Source organism: Deltaproteobacteria bacterium CG11_big_fil_rev_8_21_14_0_20_49_13, assembly GCA_002796305.1.
Taxonomy (GTDB): domain Bacteria; phylum UBA10199; class UBA10199.
Genome location: PCWZ01000017.1, coordinates 1 through 24,650 on the forward strand (window position 1 = coordinate 1; position 24,650 = coordinate 24,650).

The following is a 24,650-nucleotide window of genomic DNA, read 5'->3' on the forward strand; positions in this document are numbered from 1 at the left end:
GATAAGGAAACTGCAATAAACCAAAACAACGGCCAGTCAGGCTGTCCTAATATTCAGCCCCAAACTGTCCAACTATAAGGGCGCAGTCCACCGCTGTTTCAAGACAGAGCAAAGCGGCTTTGCATATTATGACCGAACGCAAAACCAGATTATCCATGATCGATAAGATCGAACGAAAAGGCGCCAAAGAAGTGCGGGGGACTATCATTCGACGTCTATCGAGAAAACCCAAGTCGATGAAACGAACAATTACCTACGACAACGGTACGGAGAACATTTGTCACGTTATGATAAATAATCATGTCGGCACAAAATCGTATTTTTGCAATCCGTATCGTAGCTGGGAAAAAGGTACTGTCGAAAACACTATCGGCATCGTCAGATGGTTTCTCCCAAAGAAAACAAACTTTACAAAGGTGTCAGATGAACAGATAAAAAATATTGAAAATTGGCTTAACAACAGACCTCGAAAATGCTTAAATTTCATGACTCCAAACGAGGTCTACAAATCAGAGTGTTGCACTTGACGGTTGAATTCGGGTCTTCTATTTTCAGAGGCGTCTTGTGGGTTTTTGGGTTTTCGACTTGTGGTGAGCAACTTTTAAACACCCCCGCGCCAGCCCGTAAGGAGCCGGTGCGCAGGGGTTGAATGACCCAATTGATTATTAAACGACGCTTACGGCTACTTACGTGCCGGTTGGCGACAGTAGTGTACTTCTTTGGCAATAGCCTATTTGACCGTCTTCTTAACAGCCGCTTTTATTAAGAGTATGCAAAGTATCGCGAACGCCGCAACGGAAACCACATCTGCCATAGGCCCCAGCCCGCCTATGATATTGAGCTTCTCTCCAAAATTGAGCGCCTTAGCTATAGAACCGTTAGCAACACCGGCAACGACAGCGATAAGAATACCGGCTACGCACCCTCCTGCGACAAGACCTGTCGAATAGAGCATGCCGCTCGAAACCTCACCCTCCTCCTCCTTCTTCTTTGTCGCCCATGAAACAAGGGCGTTCATTAGACCGCCTATGAATATCGGGAAGGTGGTGGCGATGGGAAGATATATACCAACCGCAACTGCCAGTGAACGTACACCCATTAGCTCCATGACCGAAGAGATCATAAAGCCTGAGAGCACCAGTCCCCATGGAAGTTCCTGAGCAAGAAGACCCTTTATAAGCGTTGCCATCAGGGTCGCCTGAGGTGCGGAGAGCCTCTCGGAACCGATGGGGCCGTAAGGTGATGTGTGAAGCGCAAAGAGCGTTAGCGCAACGACAAATGACGAAGCAAGCACGCCTATCACAAGACCTATCTGCTGCTTGTATGGGGTTGCACCGACAAGATAGCCTGTTTTTAGGTCCTGACTGGTAGCGCCGGCGTTGCAAGCCGCGATACAGACAGTGGCGCCGACCATTAAAGCGATGGCCTGATACGCATCGCCCTTCCAACCGATGGAGACAAATATCAGACACGTTGCCATGAGGGCCGCTATCGTCATGCCGGAGACCGGGTTATTGGAAGAACCGATGATGCCGACTACGCGGCTGCTTACCGTGACAAAAAAGAAGCCGAAGATTATTATCAAAAACGACATTACAAGCGTGTTAGGAAACTTGCCGGGAAATTGCGGGAGAACTGAAATGACAAAGGCGAGGGCCAGTGAACCCACTACTACCCATACCATTGGAATATCGCTCTCAACACGCGAACGGATCACCCCTTTTCCCATTTCCTTGAATCCTTTAAAACCCTCTCTGAACGCGTGCACGATGGTCGGAATCGTTCGTATCAGCGTGAAAAGGCCGCCCGCGGCAACCGCGCCGGCACCGATGTAACGGACATATCCTTTATATATCTCCATTGGAGACATCTGGGAGATGAGCATATCCTTCCATCCGGGAAGGAGCGACAACGTCAGCTGGTCACCGAAAATGGTGACGAGCGGTATCAAGACCATCCATGAAAGTATACTTCCTGCAACGATCCTTGCGGAACCCAAAGGTCCGATGATGTAACCGACGCCCAAATATTCCGGCGTGATCTCCGACATGATGGTTGCATTGGGAAACTGGCTCGTCCTAGACATGGAATACGCAGGGACGTCCTTCCAGAGGCCGAAGATGCTCATGAGGATCTTATATATGACGGCGACCCAGACCCCGGAAAAGACCATCTTTGCGAGATTGCCCCCCTTTTCACCCGCGATGAGAACATCGGCGCAGGCTGTACCTTCAGGATACGGAAGCGTTGCATGTTCCTTAACAATGAGAGCCCGACGAAGCGGTATCATAAAAAGGATGCCTAAAATACCACCCACAAGGGCAAGGGTGCATATCTGGAAATACTTGAAATATGCATCACCTCCTGAGAGGAACGTCAGAGCCGGAATGGTGAATACAACACCGGCCGCTATCGATTCGCCCGCGGAACCTATCGTCTGGACCATATTGTTCTCGAGAATGGTCGAACGCCCTAACTTCTTAAAGACCGCGATTGCGAGGACTGCGATGGGGATGGATGCTGAGACTGTGAGACCGGCGCGAAGCGCCAGATAGACGGTTGAGGCACCAAAGATGATGCCAAAGACAACTCCTAATATGACCGCCCTGACAGAGAACTCCGGTATACTCTTTTCACTCGGTACGAAAGGTTGGAACTCCGCCATGCTCTTCCTCCTTTTGTAGGTTATCAAGTTTGCCATGTTAGCAGGCTCCACAACCTGCGAACTTGCCACCCTACTGACCTGTTAACCGCTTTTCCGATAAAATATCAATATCTTTTTGACATTGGCGTGATTTTTGTTAATTGAGGTTCAACAAACGAAAGGAGCCAAAAATGGCGACAGCACCCTCGGTAGCTCATCACGGAGAATGGTTCGGTCATCCCAAAGGTCTTTATATACTCTTCTTCTCGGAAATGTGGGAGCGCTTCTGTTATTACGGGATGCGTTGCATACTCATCTATTATATGATGAAGCAGCTGATGTTCGCGCAGGAAAAGGCTTCTTACGTATACGGCCTTTACACCTCCGCCGCATATTTCATCCCCTTCTTTGGAGGATTGATAGCCGATAAGATAATCGGACAGAAGAAGACCGTCATCATCGGCGCATCCATCATGGCCGCAGGTGAATTCGTCCTGATGGTACCTTCCCTCTTCTACCTAGGACTTGCGCTTATGGCGCTCGGAACCGGACTTTTCAAGCCGAACGTCTCTACCCAGGTCGGAACGCTTTACGAACCGGGTGACCACAGGCGCGACAGGGCCTTCAATATCTTCTACATGGGTATAAATGTCGGCGCCATATTGTCACCTCTTATCTGCGGAACGTTAGGCGAGGTCTACGGCTGGAAATACGGATTCATGTCGGCCGGTATCGGACTTATTCTCGGTCTTATCGTGTATATCTGGGGGCAAAAATATCTTGCCACCGACCTTGTCACAAAGAAGAAGGAAGCTGCCGCTCCGGTCGAATCAAAGAAATTATCACCCGAAGATTATTCAAAGCTCTTTGCTCTTTTTGCCCTCTGCCTCCTCAACGTGGTCTACTGGGGCGCATATGAACAGCAAGGGAACACGCTTGCCGTCTGGGTCGATTCCAACACCGACCGCCATATCTTCGGATGGCTGATGCCCGCAACATGGTTCCAGAACTTTAACCCTATAATGATAATTGCGTTTATTCCTCTAATCACCTGGTTTTGGGGATGGCAGGACAGGCGCAAAAAGGAGCCATCAAGCATCGGGAAAATGGCGATGGCCTGTTTCATGATAGGCGCATCGTTCCTTGTGCTGATACCCGGTGTCTGGGAATTCAACAGGACGGGCATGGCAAGCCTCTGGTGGCTGGCAATATCGACGTCCATATTGACCCTATCCGAGGTCTATCTATCGCCTATAGGTCTTTCACTTGTCACCAAGCTGGCACCGGCAAGGCTGGTCTCAACTATCATGGGTGTCTGGATGATGTCGTGGTCGATGGGTCAGCTCTTCTGCGGATATATTGGCTCTTTCTACGAAAAAATGCCCAAGGACCGCTTCTTTGGCATGATAGCTGTCATGTGCTTTGCCACAGGTATCGTCATGATGGCTCTTTTGAAGCCGCTTAAAAAGGCCATCGGCCACGGGCAACAGAAGACTGTAGATGTGTAGATATGTCGTCCCCGCAAACGCGTGGACCCCGTTTAGACAATCTAGATTCCCGCTTCCGTGGGAATGACACGCCTGCTAGTAGTTCTTCTCTATCTTCAGGTCCTTGATGAGGCGCTCTATATCCTCTTCGTAGGTGGGTTCGTTGAAGAGCCTGTAGAGGTCGTTGAGCTCCTCGGATGAATCGTCGGACTTTTTGATGCGATCATTGTTGATGTCGTCCTTGATGACCTCGATATATCTCTTGGGGTGCTTCTTGCAAATGGCCTCGATGTAACGGTTGAGGCGCTTCGCCGCGCGTTCCTGCTGATCCTTCTTTATCGTCTTCCAGTTCTTGAGATAGTGAACCCTGCAGTAGCCCGCAGTCGTCTGCGCGTTGTGACATCCTTCAAATTTGCATATCTTTATTCTAGCCATCATGAGTTCTTCTTAGACAACTCTTCTATAAATCTATGAATATAATGAACGCTGGAACCTATCGAGAACGTCGCTGACACAAGGAACAGGACCCACCCAACGAGCAACCAGTTAATTCCGAAGTGACTGTAATGAAGTATCAAGAATGCCACGCCAAAACTGCCGAAGGCGTTCTTATATTTTCCCCATTTGCTCGCCGGTATCACTATCCGCTCGTTGACCGCCACTCCCCGGAGCATGGTAATAACGATCTCTCTTACAAGCAGAAGAACAACAAGCCATGCCGGTATCCTGTGGAGAGGGATGAGCATGATCATGGCGGCAAGGCTCAGAAGCTTGTCTGCCAAGGGATCGAAGAACTTGCCGAAGTTGCCTTCCAGTTTGTAGCGTCTGGCGATAAAACCATCGACCATGTCGGAAGCGCTTGCGACTCCGTAGATAAGCGCAACGATAAAGCTTAAAAGGATGTTCCACTTCTGGTGGACCGTGTTATCGTTAATGCACATCATCAAGATAACGATGAGCGGAACGGCCAGTATCCTTATGAGCGAAATATAATTCGGTAGATTTAGGAACTCTTTCCTTTTTACTGCGTCCATTTTACCCCTTTTGCTTGATCTTGCAGAACTTTCGTTTACCAACCTTCAATATATACTCTTTGCCGCCGCCAAGCGTTGCATTGATGTCAGCCACCTTCTCGTCGTTGACGCTCACACCACCCTGAGTTATGAGACGCCGCACTTCCGACTTGCTCGACGCAAGCTTTGCCTCGACTATGACATCTACAAGGTTCGAGGTGCTCGTAACGAGCTCCGGCATATCCTCCGGATTATCTTTCTTTGCAAAGACGCGCTCAAAGCCCTCTTCTGCCGCGTCGGCATCCTTTGCACTATGATATCGGGTGATGATCTCTTTTGCAAGCGCCACTTTTGCCGCTTTTGGATGGCCTTTTTTAAGCTCATCTATCTCGTTCAAGCTCTTATCGCTTAAGAGCTCATAATATTGCCACATAAGCTCGTCCGTTATCGACATGAGCTTTCCGAACATCTCTTTGGGCGACTCGTTGATGCCTACATAATTCCCGTAAGACTTGCTCATCTTCTTGACACCGTCGGTGCCAACAAGGAGCGGCATGGTAAGAACAACCTGAGGCTCTACATCTGACCTCTTCTGGATAGTACGCCCCATTAGAAGATTGAACTTCTGGTCGTTACCACCAAGCTCAATATCGGCCTTGAGAACAACAGAATCCTGGGCCTGCATCAACGGATAATAGAACTCCAAGACACTGATATCGGTGCCGGCCTCTATCCTCTTCTTGAAATCATCGCGCTCTAGCATCCTTGCAACGGTATATTTAGCGCCAAGCCTTGCAAATTCTATGACCGACATCTTCCCGAGCCACTCGGAATTGAAACGAACCTCGGTATTCTTCTCGTCTAAGACCTTAAAGACCTGAGATTCGTAGGTCTTGATGTTCTTCGCTATCTCTTCGTCCGAAAGCTGCGGCCTGGTCTCAGATCTTCCCGAAGGGTCGCCTATCTTGGCCGTAAAATCGCCGATCAAAAATATAACATGATGCCCCAGCTCCTGGATCTGCTTCATCTTCTGGAGAAGGACCGTGTGTCCTAAATGAAGGTCGGGCGCGGTGGGATCAAAGCCCGCCTTTACCCTCAGGGGTTTCCCCTTTTTTAATTTCGCTACAATGTCCTCTTCGGAGATAAGCTCCACCGCTCCGCGTCTGATCACTTCCAGCTGATGCTTGATATCCATAAATATTGCGCGGATTATACTCATACATCTCCAATTGTCTATTATAAATTGGGGTATTCGCTCTTTATTTTCCTTACAACTTGCAATTGACCGACCGTATGATGTACAATGCCCCCTACAAAAAAAGGGGGGCCAAGGGTGGGGATCAAATGAAGATACTTGTGACCGGCGGTGCCGGGTTCATAGCTTCTCACATTGTGGACGCCCACGTTAGGGACGGCCATGATGTGGTGATCGTGGACAACTTGAGCACCGGAAATAAAGAGAACCTAAATCCGGAGGCCAAGTTCTATTGTGAAGATGTCTGTTCGCCGAAGTTAGACGGCATAATCAAAACGGAACGCCCCGACATCATCGACCATCATGCCGCCCAGATAGATGTGCGCAGGTCGATCGCCGACCCGCTCACGGATTGCAATATCAATATCGTAGGCCTCCTTAAAATGATGGAGTCCGCACGCATGCACGGTGTCAAAAAGATGATATTCGCCTCATCTGGCGGTGCGATATATGGCGAACAGAATGAATTTCCGGCTACCGAAGTCCACGAAACGTTCCCACTGAATCCCTACGGCGTCGCAAAACTCGCGTGTGAAAAATATCTGAACTTTTATCTGGTCCAATACGGCATCCCCTATATCGCCTTTAGATATGCCAATATCTATGGCCCCCGCCAGAGCAGAAAAGGCGAGGCAGGTGTCGTTGCGATATTCGTTAAGAAAATGCTAAAGGGGGAGACGCCTGTTATCAACGGTGACGGCAAACAGACCCGGGACTACGTATATGTCGGCGATGTGGCGGAGCTTAATCGCAGGGCCGCATCCGTTGACACCACCGGTCTTTATAACGTTGGCACCGGCGTAGAGACCGACGTTAATGACGTGTTCAGAATGATACGGAAAGACCTTGGAGTAAAGACCGAGGAGAAACACGGCCCCGCCATAAAAGGAGAACAGCTTCGAAGCTCCCTTGTCTCCCTGAACATAGAGAAGGTGTTCGGATACAAGCCAAGAATAAAGGTGGCCGAGGGTCTAAATCTGACCGTAGAATGGTTCAAGAAAGAAGGGATGGGTTCATGACAAAAAAGATCATTCTTGTTGCAGAGGACGATGTAATGCTTTCGGAGATCAGCAAATTTCGTCTTGAAAGCCTTGGTTACGATGTAATAATTGCCGAGAACGGAAAAGAAGGCGCGTTCAAGGCGATGTCTGAAAAACCCGACCTGATGCTCGTAGATATCATGATGCCGGAGGTAAGCGGCATCGAAATGATAAAGATAGTCCGCGCCAACAGCGACCTGAAGGACGTGCCTATCATCGTTGTCTCCGCCCTTGGAAGGAACGAGGATATTGAGGCGGCAATGAAGGCCGGCGCCAACGATTATGTCGTAAAGCCCTACTCTTCGGCCGACCTTGTAAAAAGGATAGCCAACCTGTTAAAGTGAAGAAACTATCCATAATATCCCTCTGCATAGCGCTCTACTGCGCCTCGGGTCTGGCCTCGGCCAATGCTGGAACCAACATGAAAAACGTCAAGTCGTGGCTCTGTTATTACGGAACTGGGTTTAAAAAGGGCGTTATTCCAAGATACGACCTTTACATCCTAAGTAGCGGCGAGCACCCGGCGCTTCCGCCATTGAAGGAGACCGGAGAAACAGTTGTAGGCTATTTGAGCGTCGGCGAGATCAACAAGAACGACCGATCTTTTGCGAACGTCCACAAGAGCATGCTTTTCGAGGAGAACCCCGAATGGAAGAATGCGTTCAGGGTGAACATCTCTGACGCCAAATGGCACCGGATCATCATCGATGACATGATACCAAATATCCTTGCGGAAGGTTTTGACGGGATATTCATCGACACGATCGATGTTGCATCCTACCTTCAACGCGAAAAGGGGGTCAAGGATTCGGTGGACCAGGCAAAGAACCTGGTGATAAAGATACGAAAGAAATATCCGAACATGACGATAGTGCTTAACAACGGACTCTTTCTACTCGATGACGTCGGCGATTCCATTGACGCACTGGTCGTGGAGGACGTTTTTACGATGTATGACTTCAAGACGAAAAAATACCGGCTGACAAAGAAAAAATGGAGCGACGAAAAGATAAAGCTGTTGCAGGATTTCATGGAAAGGTTCCACAAACCTGTACTGGCACTCGACTATTATCCGTTATCTAACAAAAGAGCTGTGCAAAAAATTTCGAACGACCTGAAAAAAGCCGGCCTTGTCCCATTCATTTCAGAGATAGGTCTCCGAAGCACGGCTTTTCATCCGTAACGCCCGCTCCATACGAATATACCATTGCATCATTTCCAAAAAAATGGTAATTATGGGAGGCCATGTTTCGTCCAAAGATCTTGTTTTTATTGATTATATCTTCTCTCGTGTGTGTGAACTCGTTCGCATCGGAAGTCAAGAGGAGCATTCTCGCCGTTGTTGACGGCGAAGAAGCAGTTTCCGAATCTAGCAACCTGATATTCAAGTCCGCGGCAATGCCCCTCTACCACATCGGTTACACGATAGACTACGTCGATGTGACCAGGCGCCTCCCCCCCGATGAAGAGATGAAAAAATATGCCGGCATCATCAGCTGGTTCATGGACAATAAAATGAAGGGCGCCGCCTCTTATGCAAAGTGGCTCACAAGACAGCTGAATAACGGATATAAGGCCATCATCATCGATCAATTCGGTTTTCAATTCGACGAGAATCTCAGGCCTATCCCGGAAGAGGTCATGAGGGATTTCCAGAAGGCCTTCCGGATCGAAGCCGGCTCTCAGGACGAGACCGACATCTCCATGTTGATAGAGGCCGTACATATTGACCCTGCAATGGTGGAGTTCGAACGCAAGTTCAAGAACGACCTCCCCTACTTCATGAACATCAAAACGCTCGATAAGAACGCAAAGGTATTTTTGAAGCTTAAGAGGAAGGAGACTGGCTCCACATCCGACGCCGTATTCATAAATTCAAGGGGCGGTTTCGTCCTTTCCGGATACGCGTCATACCTGAACCTCACCAACTATCAAAAACGGTGGTGGATAGACCCTTTTAAATTCTTTCCGGAAGTTTTCGACACAAAGATGCCAAAGCCTGACGTAACGACCATTAACGGATCGCGCATCTTCTTCGCCCAGATCGACGGTGACGGGCTCGAGAACATAAGCAAGATAGACGGCAAGACATATAGCTCTAAGATGATCTATGACAGAATCCTCTCACAGGTGAGGCTCCCCACATCTGTTTCGGTAATAGTGGGTTCCTTCCTTTCCTCCGGCAAGGAGGCGTCGAAAGAGCTAAGGTCCATCGCAAAGAACATGTTCAGCCTGCCGAACGTCGAGGCCGCCAGTCATGGTATCGCCCATCCGCTTATCTGGGACAAGGCAAAGCGAAAGGTCGCCTATAAGCCAAGCGGCTACGAATATTCTCCGGAGAATGAAATAGGCGGGTCGATAAAGTATATAAATGAGAACCTCGTCCCGGATGGAAAAAAGACCAACACCTTCTTCTGGACCGGCGACTGCCGTCCAGACTATGACGCGCTTAAATACGTGACCGACAATGGCATATTGGCATTGAACGGCGGCGATACCCGTTTTGACCGGCAGTTTCCAAGCTATCTCTATGTCCCCCCGCCATTTCGATATGTGAACGGGCTTCGACAGAACTTCACGGTCGGGGCCAACGAAGATCTATATACCAAAAATTGGGAAGGCCCCTTTTACGCGCAAAAATATGCACTGGAGACCTATAAGAACACCGAATTCCCGATGAGGGTCAGGGCGATAGACATCTATTATCACTTCTATACCGGTGAACATGATATTTCCATTGACTCGATAAAGTCGCTTTACGACTGGGCAGAGTCTCAGGACGTATCCCCCATCTACGCATCGGATTATGTGGGCGTCGTCAATGGCATGATAACGACAAAGATAGAAGAGCTTGGGGTAAATGGCTGGAGGATCAAGAATAACAATGTTCTGCGGACCATCCGTTTTGACAATGAGAAAAACAACGTCGACATGAAGCGCTCCAAGGGCGTATTGGGATTTAACCGCTATCAGGGCTCACTTTATGTCCATTTAGATAACGGTAAAGAGTCCGATATCTTTCTTACTGGCGCTCATGCAACTGCGCCGTATCTTGTAAAGGCCGCGGGCAGTATCAAAGATTGGGCCGTGAGTAACGGTGGTATCTCGTTCAAGCTTCGTGCAATAGGAAGGTTGAGCTTTGTCATTGGCGGTCTCAGCGCAGACAGCACCTTCAAGGTGACCGCTGATAAAAGAGTCAGTTCAATCAGGGCCGACAAGAACGGTGAACTAAAATTCAACCTAGACCTTCCGGATATCAGATTCGACTGGGTCGAAATAACAGTTAAACAGACACATTAACAATGAGAGTTAAGTGGTGGCATATACTAGTGTTCGTCTTGATAGTGGTGCTTGTCGCCTTTATCCTGCATCCGTCCAAATTACGGACCAGCCGAATGTTCCTAAACAGCGACCTTGATGACAAGGCGCTTTTGCAGTTGCGCGAGCTCTATCAGAAGGACCCGAACGACTATCGGGTCATAGGCCTTATCGCGAGGGCCCTTGAAGACAAGGGAATGTCGGATGAGGCGGACAAGTATTATAGTAAACTGACCAAGCTCAGGCCCATTGATGCCAATTTTAAGGAAGCGGTTCGTTTCTATACATGGAATTTAAGGCCTGAAAAGGCAATGGGAAGTTATAAGAACTGGTACGACCAGAGGCTAAATGAACGCGTCTCATTCAAGGACGAGGATGGCGGAGATATTTTGAGCGACCTTTACGGCTATGCCCTTCTCTATCAGGATTACGGGCTGGCCATCGACATCTTAAAGACACAGCTGGCTACCACACCCAAACAGCAGAAAGATATCGTCAACGATATAATCACTATCTATGGAAAGAGAGGCGACATAAAAGAAATGACCGACTATCTGGAAAAGACCATCAACGCTGACCCAGATAATCAGTATGCGCTCGAAACCATGATGGAGTTGGCCCTTCTCAACGGAAAGAGGATCTTCGTTGAAAAGGTCCTTGCAGAAAAGATAGAGAGGGACCCGAACAACGCCAAATTGTGGCAACAGATGATAGATTTTGAGACCGGATTCAAGGATCAAAGGTCCGCAAACCTCTGGTACAAGAAATGGATGGAGCAGGATCCGTCATGGAAATTGAAGAAACAATATGTTGAATGGATGGTTGCCAACGAGATGCAAAGAGAGGCTATCAAATATCTTGAGATCGTCCTACGTTCGGACCCCGGCGACCCTTATTTCAACAAAACGCTGTTTCAACTCTATGAATGGAACAATGACCGCGAAAAACTCCTTCCGATATATCTTGCCAGATTTCATAGCGACCCCGGCGACCGGGCAAACACAAAAAAACTGCTCGCCCTGCTTTTTGACATGAAGAGATACGGCGAGGCAGAGGATATACTTACGACCCTCCTTGCAAGATATCCCTCCAGTAAAGAATATAATATGATGCTGGTAGATATTTACGACACGGAACGGAACACGGACGCCGCGTTGGCACAGCTGAAAAAAGTGGCTTCGCTCAGCGAGGATCAAGAGATCCTTAAGAACATCGGCGAACGTTATATGTGGATGGCAGGATATAACGAGGCGCTGGGCATCTTTCAGTCGCTGGAGGCAATGACTCCGAACGATCCTGAGGTGTTTAGATACATGGGAGACATACATTCGTCGAGGAATGCCCAGAAAAAGGCTATCTCGTATTATAGAAAATATGCCGATATGCAAAAGGATGACTATTATCCGCATTACAAGATAGGCGAGATATACTGGTCTCAGGCGAATAAAGGACCGGCGAAGGAAGAGCTGAAAACGGCGCTCGATATGATAGAAGCAACGGTTCTTGATCCCCCCACAAGAACCGCAGAGGCTCGTATCTACGGACTACTCGGCGAAAAGAAAAGATCGGACGACCTGTTCGAGAGGCTTTTGAACAAAGATCCCGGGAATATAGACGTAGCCAACATCTACATTGAGACGCTCATCGACATGAACGATCTAAAGAAGGCTCAAAAATATGCCGACATCTATGAGCGGGATTTTCCCGAAAATGCCAGCATCCAAAGGAACTTGGTCAGGCTATATAGCACAAAGAAGGATTATAAGAAGGCCAAGTTCATTATATCATCTCTTATGGAAAAAGAGCAGGATAACGATCTCTTAAAAACCGATTATGCCTACCTGCTCGCCGATATGGGTGAAAATTTTGAGGCGTTCGATCGCTTCGAAGAGCTATCGAACAAATATCCGGACGATAAAGACCTGCAAATGACGTATCTTACGCTTTACGATAAGTGCAGGCCGGCCATTATTCCCGGTTTCACTTTCATGAAATCCGGAAACGACACGGTCTATGGCCCATATGCGAGGTTCAACTACCCGGTTAACGACCACTGGTCCTTCAACGCTGATTATGCCCTGCTCGACAACTCCACCAACGTGCTGGGGTATGATCCAGATTTCAACGAGATCACGAACACTCTCGAACTTATGGCAAGATATTCGCCTACACACGGAATGTTGCTGGGAGCCGGCCTTCTGAACCAGCTGTCCGGTATCACCTACGTCCCTGCCGGTCACCTCTTTGCGGAATATACCAACGACACCGCAGGAAAGTTCAACATCGACCTCATCTACAACCAGCTTTTCGATGATCCCGTCGCGGGACTATATTTTGACGGCAGAGAGGATATCGCATCCATCACCTACGAGAACGTTCTCTTCAACCGATTTATCCTGACCGCCGACTATAGTAGCGACTGGTACAGGGTGAACGGTGCAAAGAATTGAACAGTTTTAACAGATACATCGGAGCGGAAGAGGCATCTTTTTATCTGTTCGAGAACAACGCCCTCAAGCTCATGACTGAATTCGGATGGAAGGATTATCATAGAAGGCCCGAAAGGTATGAGCTGGGCAAGGGCCTAATCGGACGGGCCGCGGCGAAGATGAAGACGTGTCGCATCAAGGAGATCGTTTTTGGAGAGACCTTGTCAAACAACGAGATCTCCGACATGGCCGGAGACTCTCTCCTTGCGGTGCCCGTTCTGGACCAGAGCAACAAGCTCTTTGGTGTGGCAAGCATCGAAAAGATATCGCTTTTAAAGATGACCGAAACGACCATACAAACCGCAAAGATAATCTGCGAGCTGGCGGCCCAGTCGCTTAACTACATCGATAATATTAACCGACTTAAGAATAAACAGATAAAGGATGAAGCAACGGGACTATATCACTACAATTATTTCCTGATACGTGTCGAAGAGGAGATAAAAAGGTCGAAGGCCTATAAACTGCCATTGGCTATCGTCGAGTTCAAGTGGCCTGGTCTCACCGAACCTTCTATGCTCAGATCGACGATAGCGATAATAAAGGTCTCTCTTCGTGAGCTCGATGTCCTGGCCATAGGGCCAAATGCGGACATCCCCCTCATCCTTATCCTTCCGACCACAAACAAGGACGATGCGTCTTTAGTGACGAAGAAAATAATTGAAAGGCTCGATTCTTATGGGCTCTCGCATATGATCTCTGAGAAGGACTTGAAAGATACCATCACGGTGACCGATCTTGAAACCCTGGACCTTAAAAGGTTAGAGAACATTTGATCAATGAAGAATCTACTCGGTTACATTCTGATATCGGCGGGTCTTATCATTTGCGTGCCAGCCTTTAAGATGGTATCTGGCTTGGAGGGCTTTTCGCCCATCCCGTTCCTTCTTTCACATCTTTTAAGCGCCTCCCTTTTCGGGCTGGGCTTCTATTATCTGACACCGGTCCCCTCCGGCGTAACAAAAAGAGGCAATCTGTGGATGACGTATGTCTTCTTTCTCTGTCTCCTTCTCCCCGTCTACGGAATATTCTCCTCCTTGTTGATCTTCATTATGCAAAAAAACATCCGGGGCAAAAGGCCCCCTTCGGTGGTTGAAGACGTCATTACGGTCCAGGACCCTTCCATATTCAGCAAAGCCTCTACAAGATCGAAACATATCGAGATATTGCAAAAGCTCGACATCGAGCCCTTCATCGATATCTTCATAAAAGGCCAGTCGGACAAGAAGAAGAGCGCCATTAAACTGCTTCAAAGGGCGAGATCCAAAAAGACCATCGGGGCCCTTCTTATAGCCTTGAACGATGAAGATCTGGAGGTAAGGCTATTTGCGGCCGGGGTGGTCGGTAGCATCGAAGATGAATACAACAGCACCATGAAAGAGCTCCAGCTAAAATATCGATCCGGACCCGGCAACAGACAGGCCGCCCTTGAGCTCGTGGATTTCTATATACGGTATGCTGAAAGCGGCCTGCCCGATCAGATCATCAGGGAACATTATTACAATGAGGCTCATGCTATCCTGCAGGGACTTCCAAGGGAACCCAAAACCCTTTATTTACAGACAAAGACAGATATCGCTCTAGAAAGATACGATGAGGCACTGCGGAGCATAAATGAATGTCTTAAAATAGACGGCACGAACGGCAACTATCGCGAACTTTATATGGAGATACTCTTTGAAAAAAGGGATTATAAGGCCCTGGTCGCGGGCATAGTGAACGCAAAGGAACAAAAAGTAAACGGCATCTCGAACGAAACAATGGCTTATTGGTCATAGAATGAACGCTATAGACGACATAATCATAGATAATAAACCGATCAGGAGCGATCTTGCCGATTTCATGCAGAAACTCGTCTCATCCTCCCCTGCCAAAATGTTGGAGCTCTACCGGGAGCTTAACGGCAAAAATGATGAGCTGAGCATCCTTAAGCTCTTCGCGCTTTATCTACAGCGAAATAATGAGATCCTAAAGGAGTTTAAAAGGACGTTCGCCGGGAAGAACTCCGATATTAAAGTCAATTTCATCATCTCCCAGTTTTCGTCAAGGAACAGGGATGTCATCCTGGCCTCTATCGAAATTGCAGGCATCTTAAAAACACCCTTGGTGATGCCCTATCTCCAGAACATCAGGATAAAGGGCGATGCCGATATCTGCAACAGGATCATTGAAGTTGCGCTCGGTGTGGACGACGACTACAGCGCCAAGATCCTGCGATGTACCATGACGTCGGGCAATATTACATTAGCAAAGAGGTCTCTTGACGCTCTCTCCAAAAGGATCAACAGCGTTCCATGGGAGGCATTCAAACCTCTCCTGTCGCACAGCGACAGGGAGATACGTCTAGCCGCCGCGTTCGCCATCGCACTCCGAAGGGCAAAGGCAAGCGCCAGAACCATTATCAAGGCGATCGCCGCTGAAAAGCTGAGAGATGCACGGCTCGTACTGATAAGATATGCTGGGATGATTCCAAGCAGATCCATGCTGATCAGATTGCTCGACATATCGGTCCACGACGATGATATGAAGGCCCGGCTGGCAGCTACTAGGACTATAGACCGCCTGCAGGGCGTCATTGAGCCCGAGGAACTTTATTCTCTGAGATCATCAAGTGATGAGATGATCAGAGCAGAGGTGCTTTTTAGAATAGGCAAGTTCGGGTCGTTCGCACCATCGCACAAAAGATACTTGAGAGATACGCTTAAGAACTCAAGATCACCGATAATCAGGCACGCCTGTATAATGGCCATGGGGTATATTTCGGAACACCGTGACATGGAGTTCCTTGAGTCGTTTCTGGAAGCCGATCCTGCCACATCTTACAACGCAACGCTCGCGCTCACAAGGATATGGAGGCTCGGCGACGAAAATAATATATTGCACATCTTAAAAGACTCTCATTCCGCAACACAACGTCAGATCATACTCAAATATCTTACAAGAAGAAGGGGTTTTGGATTATCGCCTGAGGTATTACTGAGAACGGCCGAAGGACTGCTAAAAGACGAGAGTTGCATGAACGTTAAATATCTTATCGTTCTACTGCTCAAATTCTCTCCCATTCTTGAAACCTTCGAATTTCTTTTTAAGATATTCTCGACCCATGATTGTGTCTTTACCATGGATGCCGCTGGCTCATCTCTTACCTCGCTCTCGAACGATCATCCGGATCTGCTACTTGAGTATTTTAGAAAGAGCGACATTGATACCTGCAATCAGTTGATATCGTTCATACCGAGGGACCTTACGGTCGATTTCGCCAGAAAACTGCTGGCGGCCATTTTTGACAAGATAGAGGACCCTAACATTTCGAGAAAGTTCGAGGACATCTATCTCACTTTCACATCGCGGCATGAGATAGCGAGACAGATACTGAGGTCACTACCGGATATCGTCTGGAAGAGGCTTTTCCTTAAGAACCTGTTGAAATACTCTTCCCTGCCCCTCATTCGGTTCGTGAGAGGCGAACTGTTGGCCTTGCTCGGCGAGGACGATGACGAGGTAAAGATGCTGGCAATGAGACTTCTGGCGCTCACAGGAGATATATCAACTGCGCCCTATCTCGTTGCCGCATCGGAGGCCCTGAATACCAGCGAGGCAAAAGAAGTGGCAAGCTCGTTCATTAAAGCACATGGCATGGAGGTTCGACCATGAGCGATGTCTGCCTTGTAGTTGAAGGAAGTTATCCCTACATCAGGGGCGGTGTCTCCGAGTGGGTACACAGGCTCATCACCGACATGCCCGACCTGCAGTTCTCTCTACTTTCCATCATGCCGTCGCAGAGCTACACTCGCGAGGAAAATTACCGGATCCCGAACAATGTTGAAAGCATTGTGAACGTCTATCTGCACGATTACCAGTTCAAAGATAGATTTTTCAAGAAGAGAACACCGGAGCTCTTTGACTTCTTTGACATCTTCTACGGCGACATAGACAAACGGCCCAAGGAAGAGCTGGAAAAGCTTCTGCTTAAACTGATGAACAACAGGGGCGGAATAGACCTTTCATACGCCTTCTCGTCGCGCGACCTTTGGAATTCCATGCTCAAGACTTACAATTCGGGTGACACCAGCACGACTTTCCTGGATTTCTTCTGGAACTACCGTTTCACCTTCCTCCCCCTCGTTCAGCTGATCAAAACGAACATCCCCCCTGCCCCGCTATATCATACGATATCCACAGGCTACGCCGGAGTGCTCGCCTCGCTTGCCAAAATAAAATTTAATAGCAATATGCTCCTGACCGAGCACGGCATCTACACAAAAGAACGCAGGATCGAGATAGCGCAGGCAACGTGGCTCTACGAGAGCGAAGAAGAATCGATGAAGGCGACCTCAAGCCTCGGATTCTTCAAGAACTGGTGGATCAGATATTTCGGGGCAATGAGCAAGCTGGCGTACAGGTATGCCGACCAGATAACCACGCTTTACGAAGGCAACAAACTCTATCAGATAAGCGACGGTGCCGATCCTCAAAAGATATCTGTCATTCCCAATGGGGTCGTCGTCAATCAATTCAGGGAGATCGCGCAGAACAGGGACATAAGCAGGAAACGAAGGACCGTCGCCTATATTGGCAGGGTGGTGCCCATCAAGGATGTTAAGACGTTCATCAAGGCGTGTAAATTGATAGTCCAAAAGATCCCCGACGCGGAGTTCCTGCTCATAGGTCCGCAGGAAGAGGAGTCGCAATATTATCAGGAATGCGCAGACATGGTAAACATGCTGGGACTTGAAAAGAACGTAAAGTTCACCGGCCATGTGAATGTCACCGACCACTTTCCAAAGATAGACCTGATCGTTCTGACCAGCATCAGCGAGGCGCAGCCTCTGGTGATCCTTGAGGGTGCGGCCTGCGGAATTCCCGTGGTCACAACGGACGTCGGTTCGTGCCGCGAACTTGTCGAAGGCAGGACCGATGAGGACAAAGAGCTGGGAAAGAGCGGACTTCTTACCAGTTTTCACGCACCTGGGGAGACAGCGGCGGCGGTCATAAATCTCCTGACCGACGATGTTCTATACAATAAAATGTCAGAGGCCGGCATCAGCCGGGTTGAGCAATATTACAACGTAGCGGATATGGTCAACGCCTATAAGACTATCTATGGGCATTATATTTGATTAATTTATAGCTGGAATAGGCTTTAAACTACAAAAGATCCTGTCTAACGAATCGTACTCGAACCTTTTACAGGGTTATTTTTATTCCGCGGTGGTCTCATCCGGGCCGGTACTCTTCACCATATTCTCGCTGACCATCCTTGGAGTGATCTCAAGCTCAAAGGTAAGCCATCACGAGTTACAGGTGTTCAGGACACTTGTTGTCTATATCTACGGCACATCGTTGGTCATTTCCTCGCCCTTTCAAATGGTGCTGACAAGATATATGGCCGACCGTATTTTCATCAAGGACTATTCGGCCCTTGTCCCCTCCTTTGTAGGAGTCTCCATATTATCGACCGTAGTACACGCAGTGATAGGTTATATAGCGGTAAAAGCGCTTAATTTTGACTTTGGAACATCGGTTGCCACCGTCGCCCTCTTCGCGAACGTGGGGATAATATGGATAGCAATGATAACCATTTCGGCGTCCAAGGATTTTGTCTGGATAGTAAAGTCCTTCATGTATGGCTCCATTTTGAGTCTCGTTGCAGGATACCTTTTAGGGACACGTTTCCAACTTATGGGGCTGGTGATGGGATTCTGTCTGGGTCAGATCCTTATCGTCATAATGTTATCCGTTCAGATATTCACCGAATTTGAATACAGGAACCGGCTGGAATTCTATTTTCTTGAATATTTCAAAAAATACACGGCCCTTGCATTCATCGCCACGCTCTTTAATATAGGGATCTGGGGTGACAAGGTCGTATTCTGGTTCACCCGTGAAACAAGCCAGCAGGTTCACTCGTTCCTGAGGGCTTCATATGTGTACGATGTGCCCATATTCCTGTCGTATCTCTTCATAGTTCCGGCCCTTGCCATGTTCACGATACAGGTCGAGACCAGTTTTTATATCCATTACAAGAAATATTTCCTCTCCATTCTTAACCGGCATCCCTACTCTTCACTGATCGAGAGGCAGAACAACATAATAAACGACCTGAAGCTGAGCATGGGCCGGATATTGGTCCTTCAGGGAACGATATCCGTCGTCGGCATATTCCTGTCCGAAAAGATCTATAATTATATTGGCATATCCTCGATAAACCTTGGCGTCTTCCAGATAGCGATATTGGCGGTCTTTCTGCTAGCCCTGTTGCAGATACTCCTCATTATTACGCTCTATTTTGACTACAGAACGGACGCTCTCATTCTTTCCGGAACCTTTGCCCTTACCAACATACTGTTCACTATCGTCTCGATATGGATGGGCTTCAGCTATTACGGCTACGGAATTTTATTCAGCTGTCTTACGTCGCTGGTGGTGGGATTCGTTCTGTTCAACTACCGCTTAAGGAGCCTCATCTATTACACCTTTATAAACCAGAAGATAATAGTGAACGATTGAACCGACACCTTTTTCATTGATAGATGGTAACTAATCTGTTATTTAACCAATAAAGGCAAAGGAGAGGAAGAGTTATGACACTCACGCTTGACGACTTTAACGGGATGGAGCTGATGTGGAAACAGCTACCAAAGAGCCCAGATGATGACCACGTCACCCTCACCCGCGACGACATAGATTCCATGTGGAACTGCGGCATTGTCGACACCAGACAATATTCCATAGAAGCATGGCGTGCCGCTTTTGACGGCAACAGACAGACGGACGGGACCTATATTACAAGCAAAGAAGACTTTTTGGGCAAGGAGGAATACCGCTACAAAGGCGAGATACTTGTCCCGTTCGATGCCATGCTCATAAATGAAGGTAAATACACTGACGAGGGCCTTCATGAACTCTTCGATATAAGTGTGAAGCCGTCATGTTCCCTCTCGGCCCCTGAGATCAAGAAGTTCCTTGATGATATAAGAACAAGATACCGCGACAAGGACAATCTCATAAAGATCGACAAACCGGCCAAGATAACCGTCAGGGCCATGATCGACGACAACCCTTCCCCGCTCCGGCGGCTGGAACTTATGTTCGATTATCTTATCCAGCAGGACCAGATAGAGATCAAGAAAGGCATCCAGACGGACTTTGTGCAGATACCCGGGCAACTTTCACCAGAACAGATAGCCAAAATCCAGGTAAGCTCTTTCTCGATGCAGCCTTCGACCGACACGGAAAAGAAATATAAGTCACTTTCAAAGCTCGAAAAAATAAAACCTAAAGAAGGCAAAGACGCCGAAGGGAAGAAGGGCGTTGCGTTGAAGAAGGTCAAAAGGTCAAGAAAAGGCTTCAGGGGATAAAAAGGTGCAAGGGGGAATATTATGAAAAGACTCGTGTTCGCAGTTATAATGGCTTTGCTCTTTTTTATCGTGCTCAACTTTGTCTACTGTAATCTTGACTCCGCAACGTTCGGCTATGCGATAATATTCAAATTCAAACTTCCTTACATCCTGAACCTTGAGAGCATTCCCATTCCGCTCGGGTTCGCGCTCCTCGCCGCATTCTCGTTTGGAATGGTAGCGATAGCCCTTCTTGAGGCCCTGCCAAGCTTCTTCAAAACGCTTGAGATACGCGCGAAGAACAAACGCATCCGTCAGCTGGAAAAAGAGCTGACCCTTGTAAGACAGATGATGGATAACAAAAAAGACGAGGCGATCATTAATAAACCGATCGAGTAGAGCAACCGCGTCATCCTCGTGAAAACGGGGATCTCGTCATATACACTATATCTTGTCGAACGCGGGTTTTAATTTTTTGTAGGTTGCCTCTAGGTGTTCCGGCATCGACTTTGCATTACCTATGACAGGGAAGAAATTGTAATCGCCCTGCCATCTTGGAACGACATGCATGTGTATGTGCCCCGCTATCCCAGCGCCGGCCGCGTGGCCTATATTGATACCGCAATTGACGCCATCGCACTTTAAGACCTTCTTAAGTATCCTTGCAGATTCGCCTGTGAGCCTTATGAACTCTTCCTGAACCCAAGGCTCGAGCTTGTCTATCATGGCCTTGTGGGCATAGGGTATGACCATAAGGTGACCGTTATTATAGGGATAACGGTTCATCATTATATAACAGCTGATGCCGCGATAAAGGATCAGTTCCTTCATGTCCTTACCGCGTTTTTTCTTTGTGTCTGATATTTGGAACTTGAAATTACAAAAGATGCACTTGTGGCCCTTTCTGGCTTTTTCGATGAACTTCATCCGCCATGGAGACCAGATATGCTTCATTATTTATTGACCAGCTCTTTTAGTTCTTTTCCGACCTTAAAGAAGGGTACGCGTCTTACGTTCAGTTCTACGCTCTCCCCGGTCTTGGGATTTCTCCCCTTACGAGCCTTTCTCACACGCACTTCAAAGGAACCAAAACCCCTTATTTCGATGCGGTCGTCCTTTGAAAGGGCGTCCGTCATGCTGCCGAATATGATATTGACTATCATCTCGATATCGCGCGCCGTAAGATTGGGCAACTTGCCCGTTACCAACTCCACCAGATCACTCTTGTTCATAATACCCCCTCCTTAATAATACGTTCGTACGTTGCCGGAACCTCGGTACTCGCTCAAAACCGAGTTCACTGCCTGTTTTACCGCCAAGGCGACCTCTTCTGCCATGGCTTTCATCCACCATGGTCTGTCGTCGCCGAACTCTTTGACGTCGGGTTCGCCCTTTATGCCCAGCGAGCCCGCAAGTTCTTTAAGTGCAACCGGCTCGCCGCCTATTTCGTCGACAAGTCCTAACTCCAATGCCTTTGCCCCTGTATATATCCTGCCATCGGCTATGGCATCTATCTTGTCGGCAGGAATGCCCCTTGCACCGCTTACAACCGCCTTGAACTGTGCGTGCATCTCACCCAAGATCCCTTCAAGAAATTCGCGCTCCTTTTCGGTAAGCGACCTGTCGAAGGCGCCGACGTCCTTCATTTCACCGCTCTTAAGCGTTTCGTGACCGACCTTGGCCCATGTGAGAAGGTCCTTTAAGTTCACATGTTCCATTCTGACGCCTATCGAGCCTGTTATCGTCCCTGGATTTGCAAAGATCTTCTTGGCGCCGCAGGCTATATAGTAACCACCCGACGCCGCTACATCGCCCATCGAAACGAATACGGGCTTTACGGCATTAACGCGCTTCACCTCTTCATATATCTCCTGCGAGGCGCTTACGGCCCCTCCCGGGGAATCGATCCTTAAGAGCAGACCCTTGATGCCGGAATCCTTCCTTGCCTCTTCCAGCTCGCGAAGCGCCTTGTCTGAAGTGATTATCGTCCCCCCTATCCTGACAAGACCTATCTCACCTCCAAGGATGGGGCCTCTCTTGAAAAGAGAGGCACACATCCCAAAGGCGAACGCCATCAGCAACAGCGCTACTGCAATTGCTATTCCCAATACTATTTTTCGCATTGAAAGATGAATTTACGCTCTTTTTGCTCTGTCTGTTGCACATTAACGTTAAGCTTTGCACCGATCTCCAAAGGATCCTTCGCCTCTGATGTGGGTAAAAGTCCCTCAACGCCTGGTTCGAGCTGTACAACGTAACCGTTGCCGAGCTTCTTTACGACCGTACCTTCGGCCGTTGCGCCCTGCTGATATTTTGAGCTGATGATGTCCCAGGGGTCATCCATAAGCTGTTTGATACCGAGCGAGAAACGTTCGTTATCTGGATCGACGTGAAGGACGATGGCCTCCACTTCCTGGTTCTTGTTGAACGCTTCGGACGGATGCACGAAGTTCTGTACCCAGACAAGGTCGTTAATGTGAACGAGACCGTCAACTTCTCCGTTAACATCTATAAAGATACCGAAATCGGCTATGTTCCTTATCATACCCTTGATCTTCGTGCCGATAGGATAGCGCTGGCTCATGGTCTCCCATGGGTTCGCTTCTATCTGCTTGAGGCCTAAGGATATCCTTCTGTTGGCAATATCAACATCAAGGACGACCGAATCTAAGACATCACCGACCGACATGATCTTTGAAGGATGCTTGATCTTCTTTGTCCAGCTCATCTCAGAGACATGAACGAGGCCTTCAACTCCCTCTTCGATCTCAACGAACGCGCCATAATCCGTAAGCGTGGTCACCTTGCCGCGAACGCGTGAACCTACAGGGTATTTATCTTCAACCTGGCTCCATGGATCCGGTGCCAGCTGCTTCATGCCAAGAGATATCCTCTGAGCATCCTTGTCGAACTTAAGGATCTTGACCCTGATCTCGTCTCCAATTGCCAGCACTTCGGAAGGATGAGTGATGTGCCCCCAGCTCATATCTGCAACGTGCAGGAGGCCGTCGATGCCGCCTACGTCTACGAAAGCGCCATAATCGGTAATGCCCTTAACGGCGCCTTCGACTATCTGGCCTTCTTGCAAGTTGGCAAGTGTTTCGGTCTTTAATACCTCGCGTTCCTGCTCAAGCATCACCTTTCTTGAGAGAACAACGTTCCCTCTGGCCTTGTTGAGCTTGACTATCTTGAACTGATAGATCTTTCCTACATACTTATCGAGGTTCTTTGACGGTTTGATGTCGATCTGGGACGCCGGCAGGAACGCCTTAACGCCTATGTCGACCGAGAAACCTCCCTTTACCTTATTTACCACCTTACCTTCGATGGCAACGTTCTGTTGCTCTGCTTCAACGAGCTTGTCCCATGTCTTCATGGCGTCGGCGTGTTCCTTGGAAAGGACCATCTCACCGTTCTCGTCTTCGAGGGTTTCAAGATATACTTCTACATCATCACCCACATTTGCCTTTGTATTTCCGTCGAAATCACGAAACTCTTCGACCGGAACTTTACCTTCGGATTTGAATCCGATGTCGATCATCACGAAGTCCTTTAAGACCTTGATGACCTTGCCGCGAATTATTTGCCCTTCGCGTACGGGGTTTTTCTTGAGGCTCTCCTCAAATAGTTGTGCGAAACCTTCCATTAAATTAATTCTCCTTTCATTAGAATTTGTTAAGCCCGCGGCCATGGTTTTGATGGACGCGGGATTTACAAATTCTTATGCCCGCCACGCATTTGGGAGGGCAAAGAACAGTGTCCTGCAATTCATGCAGGTAAGGGGCTGATATATAAAAAGATTTGTAATGTCAAACTAAAAGTATTTGATTTTTGGCGGGTCGATGCAAGGCAATCTTTTCCATTGCATCGGCCCCCTTTTGGCGGCTCAAAGGATATGCTGAGCCTTGGCGCGACTGGATTGTCGACGAAGTAAAGAATGGCCGCAATGCGATGTCGATCTATCAGGACCTCGTGGAGCAGTTTGGATTTTTGCATCAATACAATTCCGGGCACCTCTAAAAACCCGTAAATTGCTCGTTCGTCCTGAGCCTGTCGAAGGATGA

General features: G+C 48.3%; 23 protein-coding genes. 14 read left to right on the forward strand and 9 right to left on the reverse strand.

Going from position 1 to position 24,650, the window contains the following annotated elements:
• The first annotated feature begins 128 nt into the window (after window positions 1-128).
• Window positions 129-527, forward strand: coding sequence for a hypothetical protein (locus COV46_01175; protein ID PIR18113.1), 399 nt, complete (start codon window positions 129-131; stop codon window positions 525-527).
• Between the two features lie 203 nt (window positions 528-730).
• Here the strand turns inward: COV46_01175 and COV46_01180 are convergent, their stop codons facing one another.
• The gene (locus COV46_01180) at window positions 731-2,665 is read right to left on the reverse strand and encodes an oligopeptide transporter, OPT family (GenBank protein PIR18151.1); all 1,935 of its coding nucleotides are present in this window, start codon (window positions 2,663-2,665) and stop codon (window positions 731-733) included.
• Between the two features lie 170 nt (window positions 2,666-2,835).
• Between COV46_01180 and COV46_01185 the strand changes: the two genes are divergently transcribed.
• The gene (locus tag COV46_01185; GenBank protein PIR18114.1) at window positions 2,836-4,152 is read left to right on the forward strand and encodes an MFS transporter; all 1,317 of its coding nucleotides are present in this window, start codon (window positions 2,836-2,838) and stop codon (window positions 4,150-4,152) included.
• A gap of 75 nt (window positions 4,153-4,227) precedes the next feature.
• On the opposite strand, the gene COV46_01190 is transcribed toward COV46_01185, so the two are convergent.
• Genes COV46_01190 through COV46_01200 form a run of 3 tightly spaced genes read right to left on the reverse strand, consistent with a single transcriptional unit; the run spans window position 4,228 to window position 6,339 of the window.
• Window positions 4,228-4,569 (reverse strand): hypothetical protein, encoded by a 342-nt coding sequence (locus COV46_01190; protein ID PIR18115.1) that lies wholly within the window; start codon window positions 4,567-4,569, stop codon window positions 4,228-4,230.
• Window positions 4,566-5,165 carry a CDP-diacylglycerol--glycerol-3-phosphate 3-phosphatidyltransferase gene (gene pgsA / locus COV46_01195; protein ID PIR18116.1) on the reverse strand — a complete coding sequence of 200 codons (600 nt, stop codon included), beginning with the start codon at window positions 5,163-5,165 and terminating at the stop codon, window positions 4,566-4,568. The genes COV46_01190 and pgsA overlap by 4 nt, the downstream gene beginning before the upstream one ends.
• Window position 5,166: 1 nt before the next feature.
• The gene (locus COV46_01200) at window positions 5,167-6,339 is read right to left on the reverse strand and encodes a tyrosine--tRNA ligase (protein PIR18152.1); all 1,173 of its coding nucleotides are present in this window, start codon (window positions 6,337-6,339) and stop codon (window positions 5,167-5,169) included.
• A gap of 149 nt (window positions 6,340-6,488) precedes the next feature.
• Between COV46_01200 and COV46_01205 the strand changes: the two genes are divergently transcribed.
• From COV46_01205 to COV46_01260, 12 genes are all read left to right on the forward strand, one after another.
• Entirely contained in the window at window positions 6,489-7,418 is a 930-nt protein-coding gene (locus tag COV46_01205; GenBank protein PIR18117.1) for a UDP-glucose 4-epimerase, read from the forward strand.
• Window positions 7,388-7,783 carry a response regulator gene (locus COV46_01210; protein ID PIR18118.1) on the forward strand — a complete coding sequence of 132 codons (396 nt, stop codon included), beginning with the start codon at window positions 7,388-7,390 and terminating at the stop codon, window positions 7,781-7,783. The genes COV46_01205 and COV46_01210 overlap by 31 nt, the downstream gene beginning before the upstream one ends.
• The gene (locus tag COV46_01215) at window positions 7,780-8,622 is read left to right on the forward strand and encodes a hypothetical protein (protein ID PIR18119.1); all 843 of its coding nucleotides are present in this window, start codon (window positions 7,780-7,782) and stop codon (window positions 8,620-8,622) included. The genes COV46_01210 and COV46_01215 overlap by 4 nt, the downstream gene beginning before the upstream one ends.
• A gap of 62 nt (window positions 8,623-8,684) precedes the next feature.
• Window positions 8,685-10,739, forward strand: a complete 2,055-nt coding sequence (locus COV46_01220; protein PIR18120.1) for a hypothetical protein — start codon at window positions 8,685-8,687, stop codon at window positions 10,737-10,739.
• A gap of 2 nt (window positions 10,740-10,741) precedes the next feature.
• Window positions 10,742-13,207 carry a hypothetical protein gene (locus COV46_01225; GenBank protein PIR18121.1) on the forward strand — a complete coding sequence of 822 codons (2,466 nt, stop codon included), beginning with the start codon at window positions 10,742-10,744 and terminating at the stop codon, window positions 13,205-13,207.
• Window positions 13,204-14,022, forward strand: coding sequence for a hypothetical protein (locus COV46_01230; protein PIR18122.1), 819 nt, complete (start codon window positions 13,204-13,206; stop codon window positions 14,020-14,022). Before COV46_01225 ends, COV46_01230 begins: the two co-directional genes overlap by 4 nt.
• Window positions 14,023-14,025: 3 nt before the next feature.
• Complete coding sequence (locus COV46_01235) at window positions 14,026-15,024, forward strand: hypothetical protein (GenBank protein PIR18123.1); 999 nt, start codon at window positions 14,026-14,028, stop codon at window positions 15,022-15,024.
• 1 nt (window position 15,025) lies between these two features.
• On the forward strand, window positions 15,026-16,900 hold the full coding sequence (locus COV46_01240; GenBank protein PIR18124.1) for a hypothetical protein: 1,875 nt from the start codon (window positions 15,026-15,028) through the stop codon (window positions 16,898-16,900).
• The gene (locus tag COV46_01245; protein ID PIR18125.1) at window positions 16,897-18,366 is read left to right on the forward strand and encodes a group 1 glycosyl transferase; all 1,470 of its coding nucleotides are present in this window, start codon (window positions 16,897-16,899) and stop codon (window positions 18,364-18,366) included. Before COV46_01240 ends, COV46_01245 begins: the two co-directional genes overlap by 4 nt.
• Before the next feature lie 7 nt (window positions 18,367-18,373).
• Window positions 18,374-19,756, forward strand: a complete 1,383-nt coding sequence (locus tag COV46_01250; protein PIR18126.1) for a hypothetical protein — start codon at window positions 18,374-18,376, stop codon at window positions 19,754-19,756.
• A gap of 74 nt (window positions 19,757-19,830) precedes the next feature.
• Window positions 19,831-20,607, forward strand: coding sequence for a hypothetical protein (locus COV46_01255; protein PIR18127.1), 777 nt, complete (start codon window positions 19,831-19,833; stop codon window positions 20,605-20,607).
• Window positions 20,608-20,628: 21 nt separating this feature from the next.
• Entirely contained in the window at window positions 20,629-20,985 is a 357-nt protein-coding gene (locus COV46_01260; GenBank protein PIR18128.1) for a hypothetical protein, read from the forward strand.
• A gap of 45 nt (window positions 20,986-21,030) precedes the next feature.
• On the opposite strand, the gene COV46_01265 is transcribed toward COV46_01260, so the two are convergent.
• The 5 genes from COV46_01265 to COV46_01285 form a co-directional block, all read right to left on the reverse strand.
• Window positions 21,031-21,540, reverse strand: a complete 510-nt coding sequence (locus COV46_01265; protein PIR18129.1) for an HIT family hydrolase — start codon at window positions 21,538-21,540, stop codon at window positions 21,031-21,033.
• Window positions 21,540-21,818 (reverse strand): integration host factor subunit beta, encoded by a 279-nt coding sequence (locus tag COV46_01270; protein PIR18130.1) that lies wholly within the window; start codon window positions 21,816-21,818, stop codon window positions 21,540-21,542. The genes COV46_01265 and COV46_01270 overlap by 1 nt, the downstream gene beginning before the upstream one ends.
• 12 nt (window positions 21,819-21,830) lie before the next feature.
• Window positions 21,831-22,709, reverse strand: a complete 879-nt coding sequence (gene sppA, locus COV46_01275; protein ID PIR18131.1) for a signal peptide peptidase SppA — start codon at window positions 22,707-22,709, stop codon at window positions 21,831-21,833.
• Window positions 22,697-24,277, reverse strand: coding sequence for a 30S ribosomal protein S1 (locus tag COV46_01280; GenBank protein ID PIR18132.1), 1,581 nt, complete (start codon window positions 24,275-24,277; stop codon window positions 22,697-22,699). The genes sppA and COV46_01280 overlap by 13 nt, the downstream gene beginning before the upstream one ends.
• 77 nt (window positions 24,278-24,354) lie before the next feature.
• A partial coding sequence (locus COV46_01285; protein PIR18133.1) for a hypothetical protein occupies window positions 24,355-24,650 on the reverse strand: 296 nt, incomplete at its 5' end.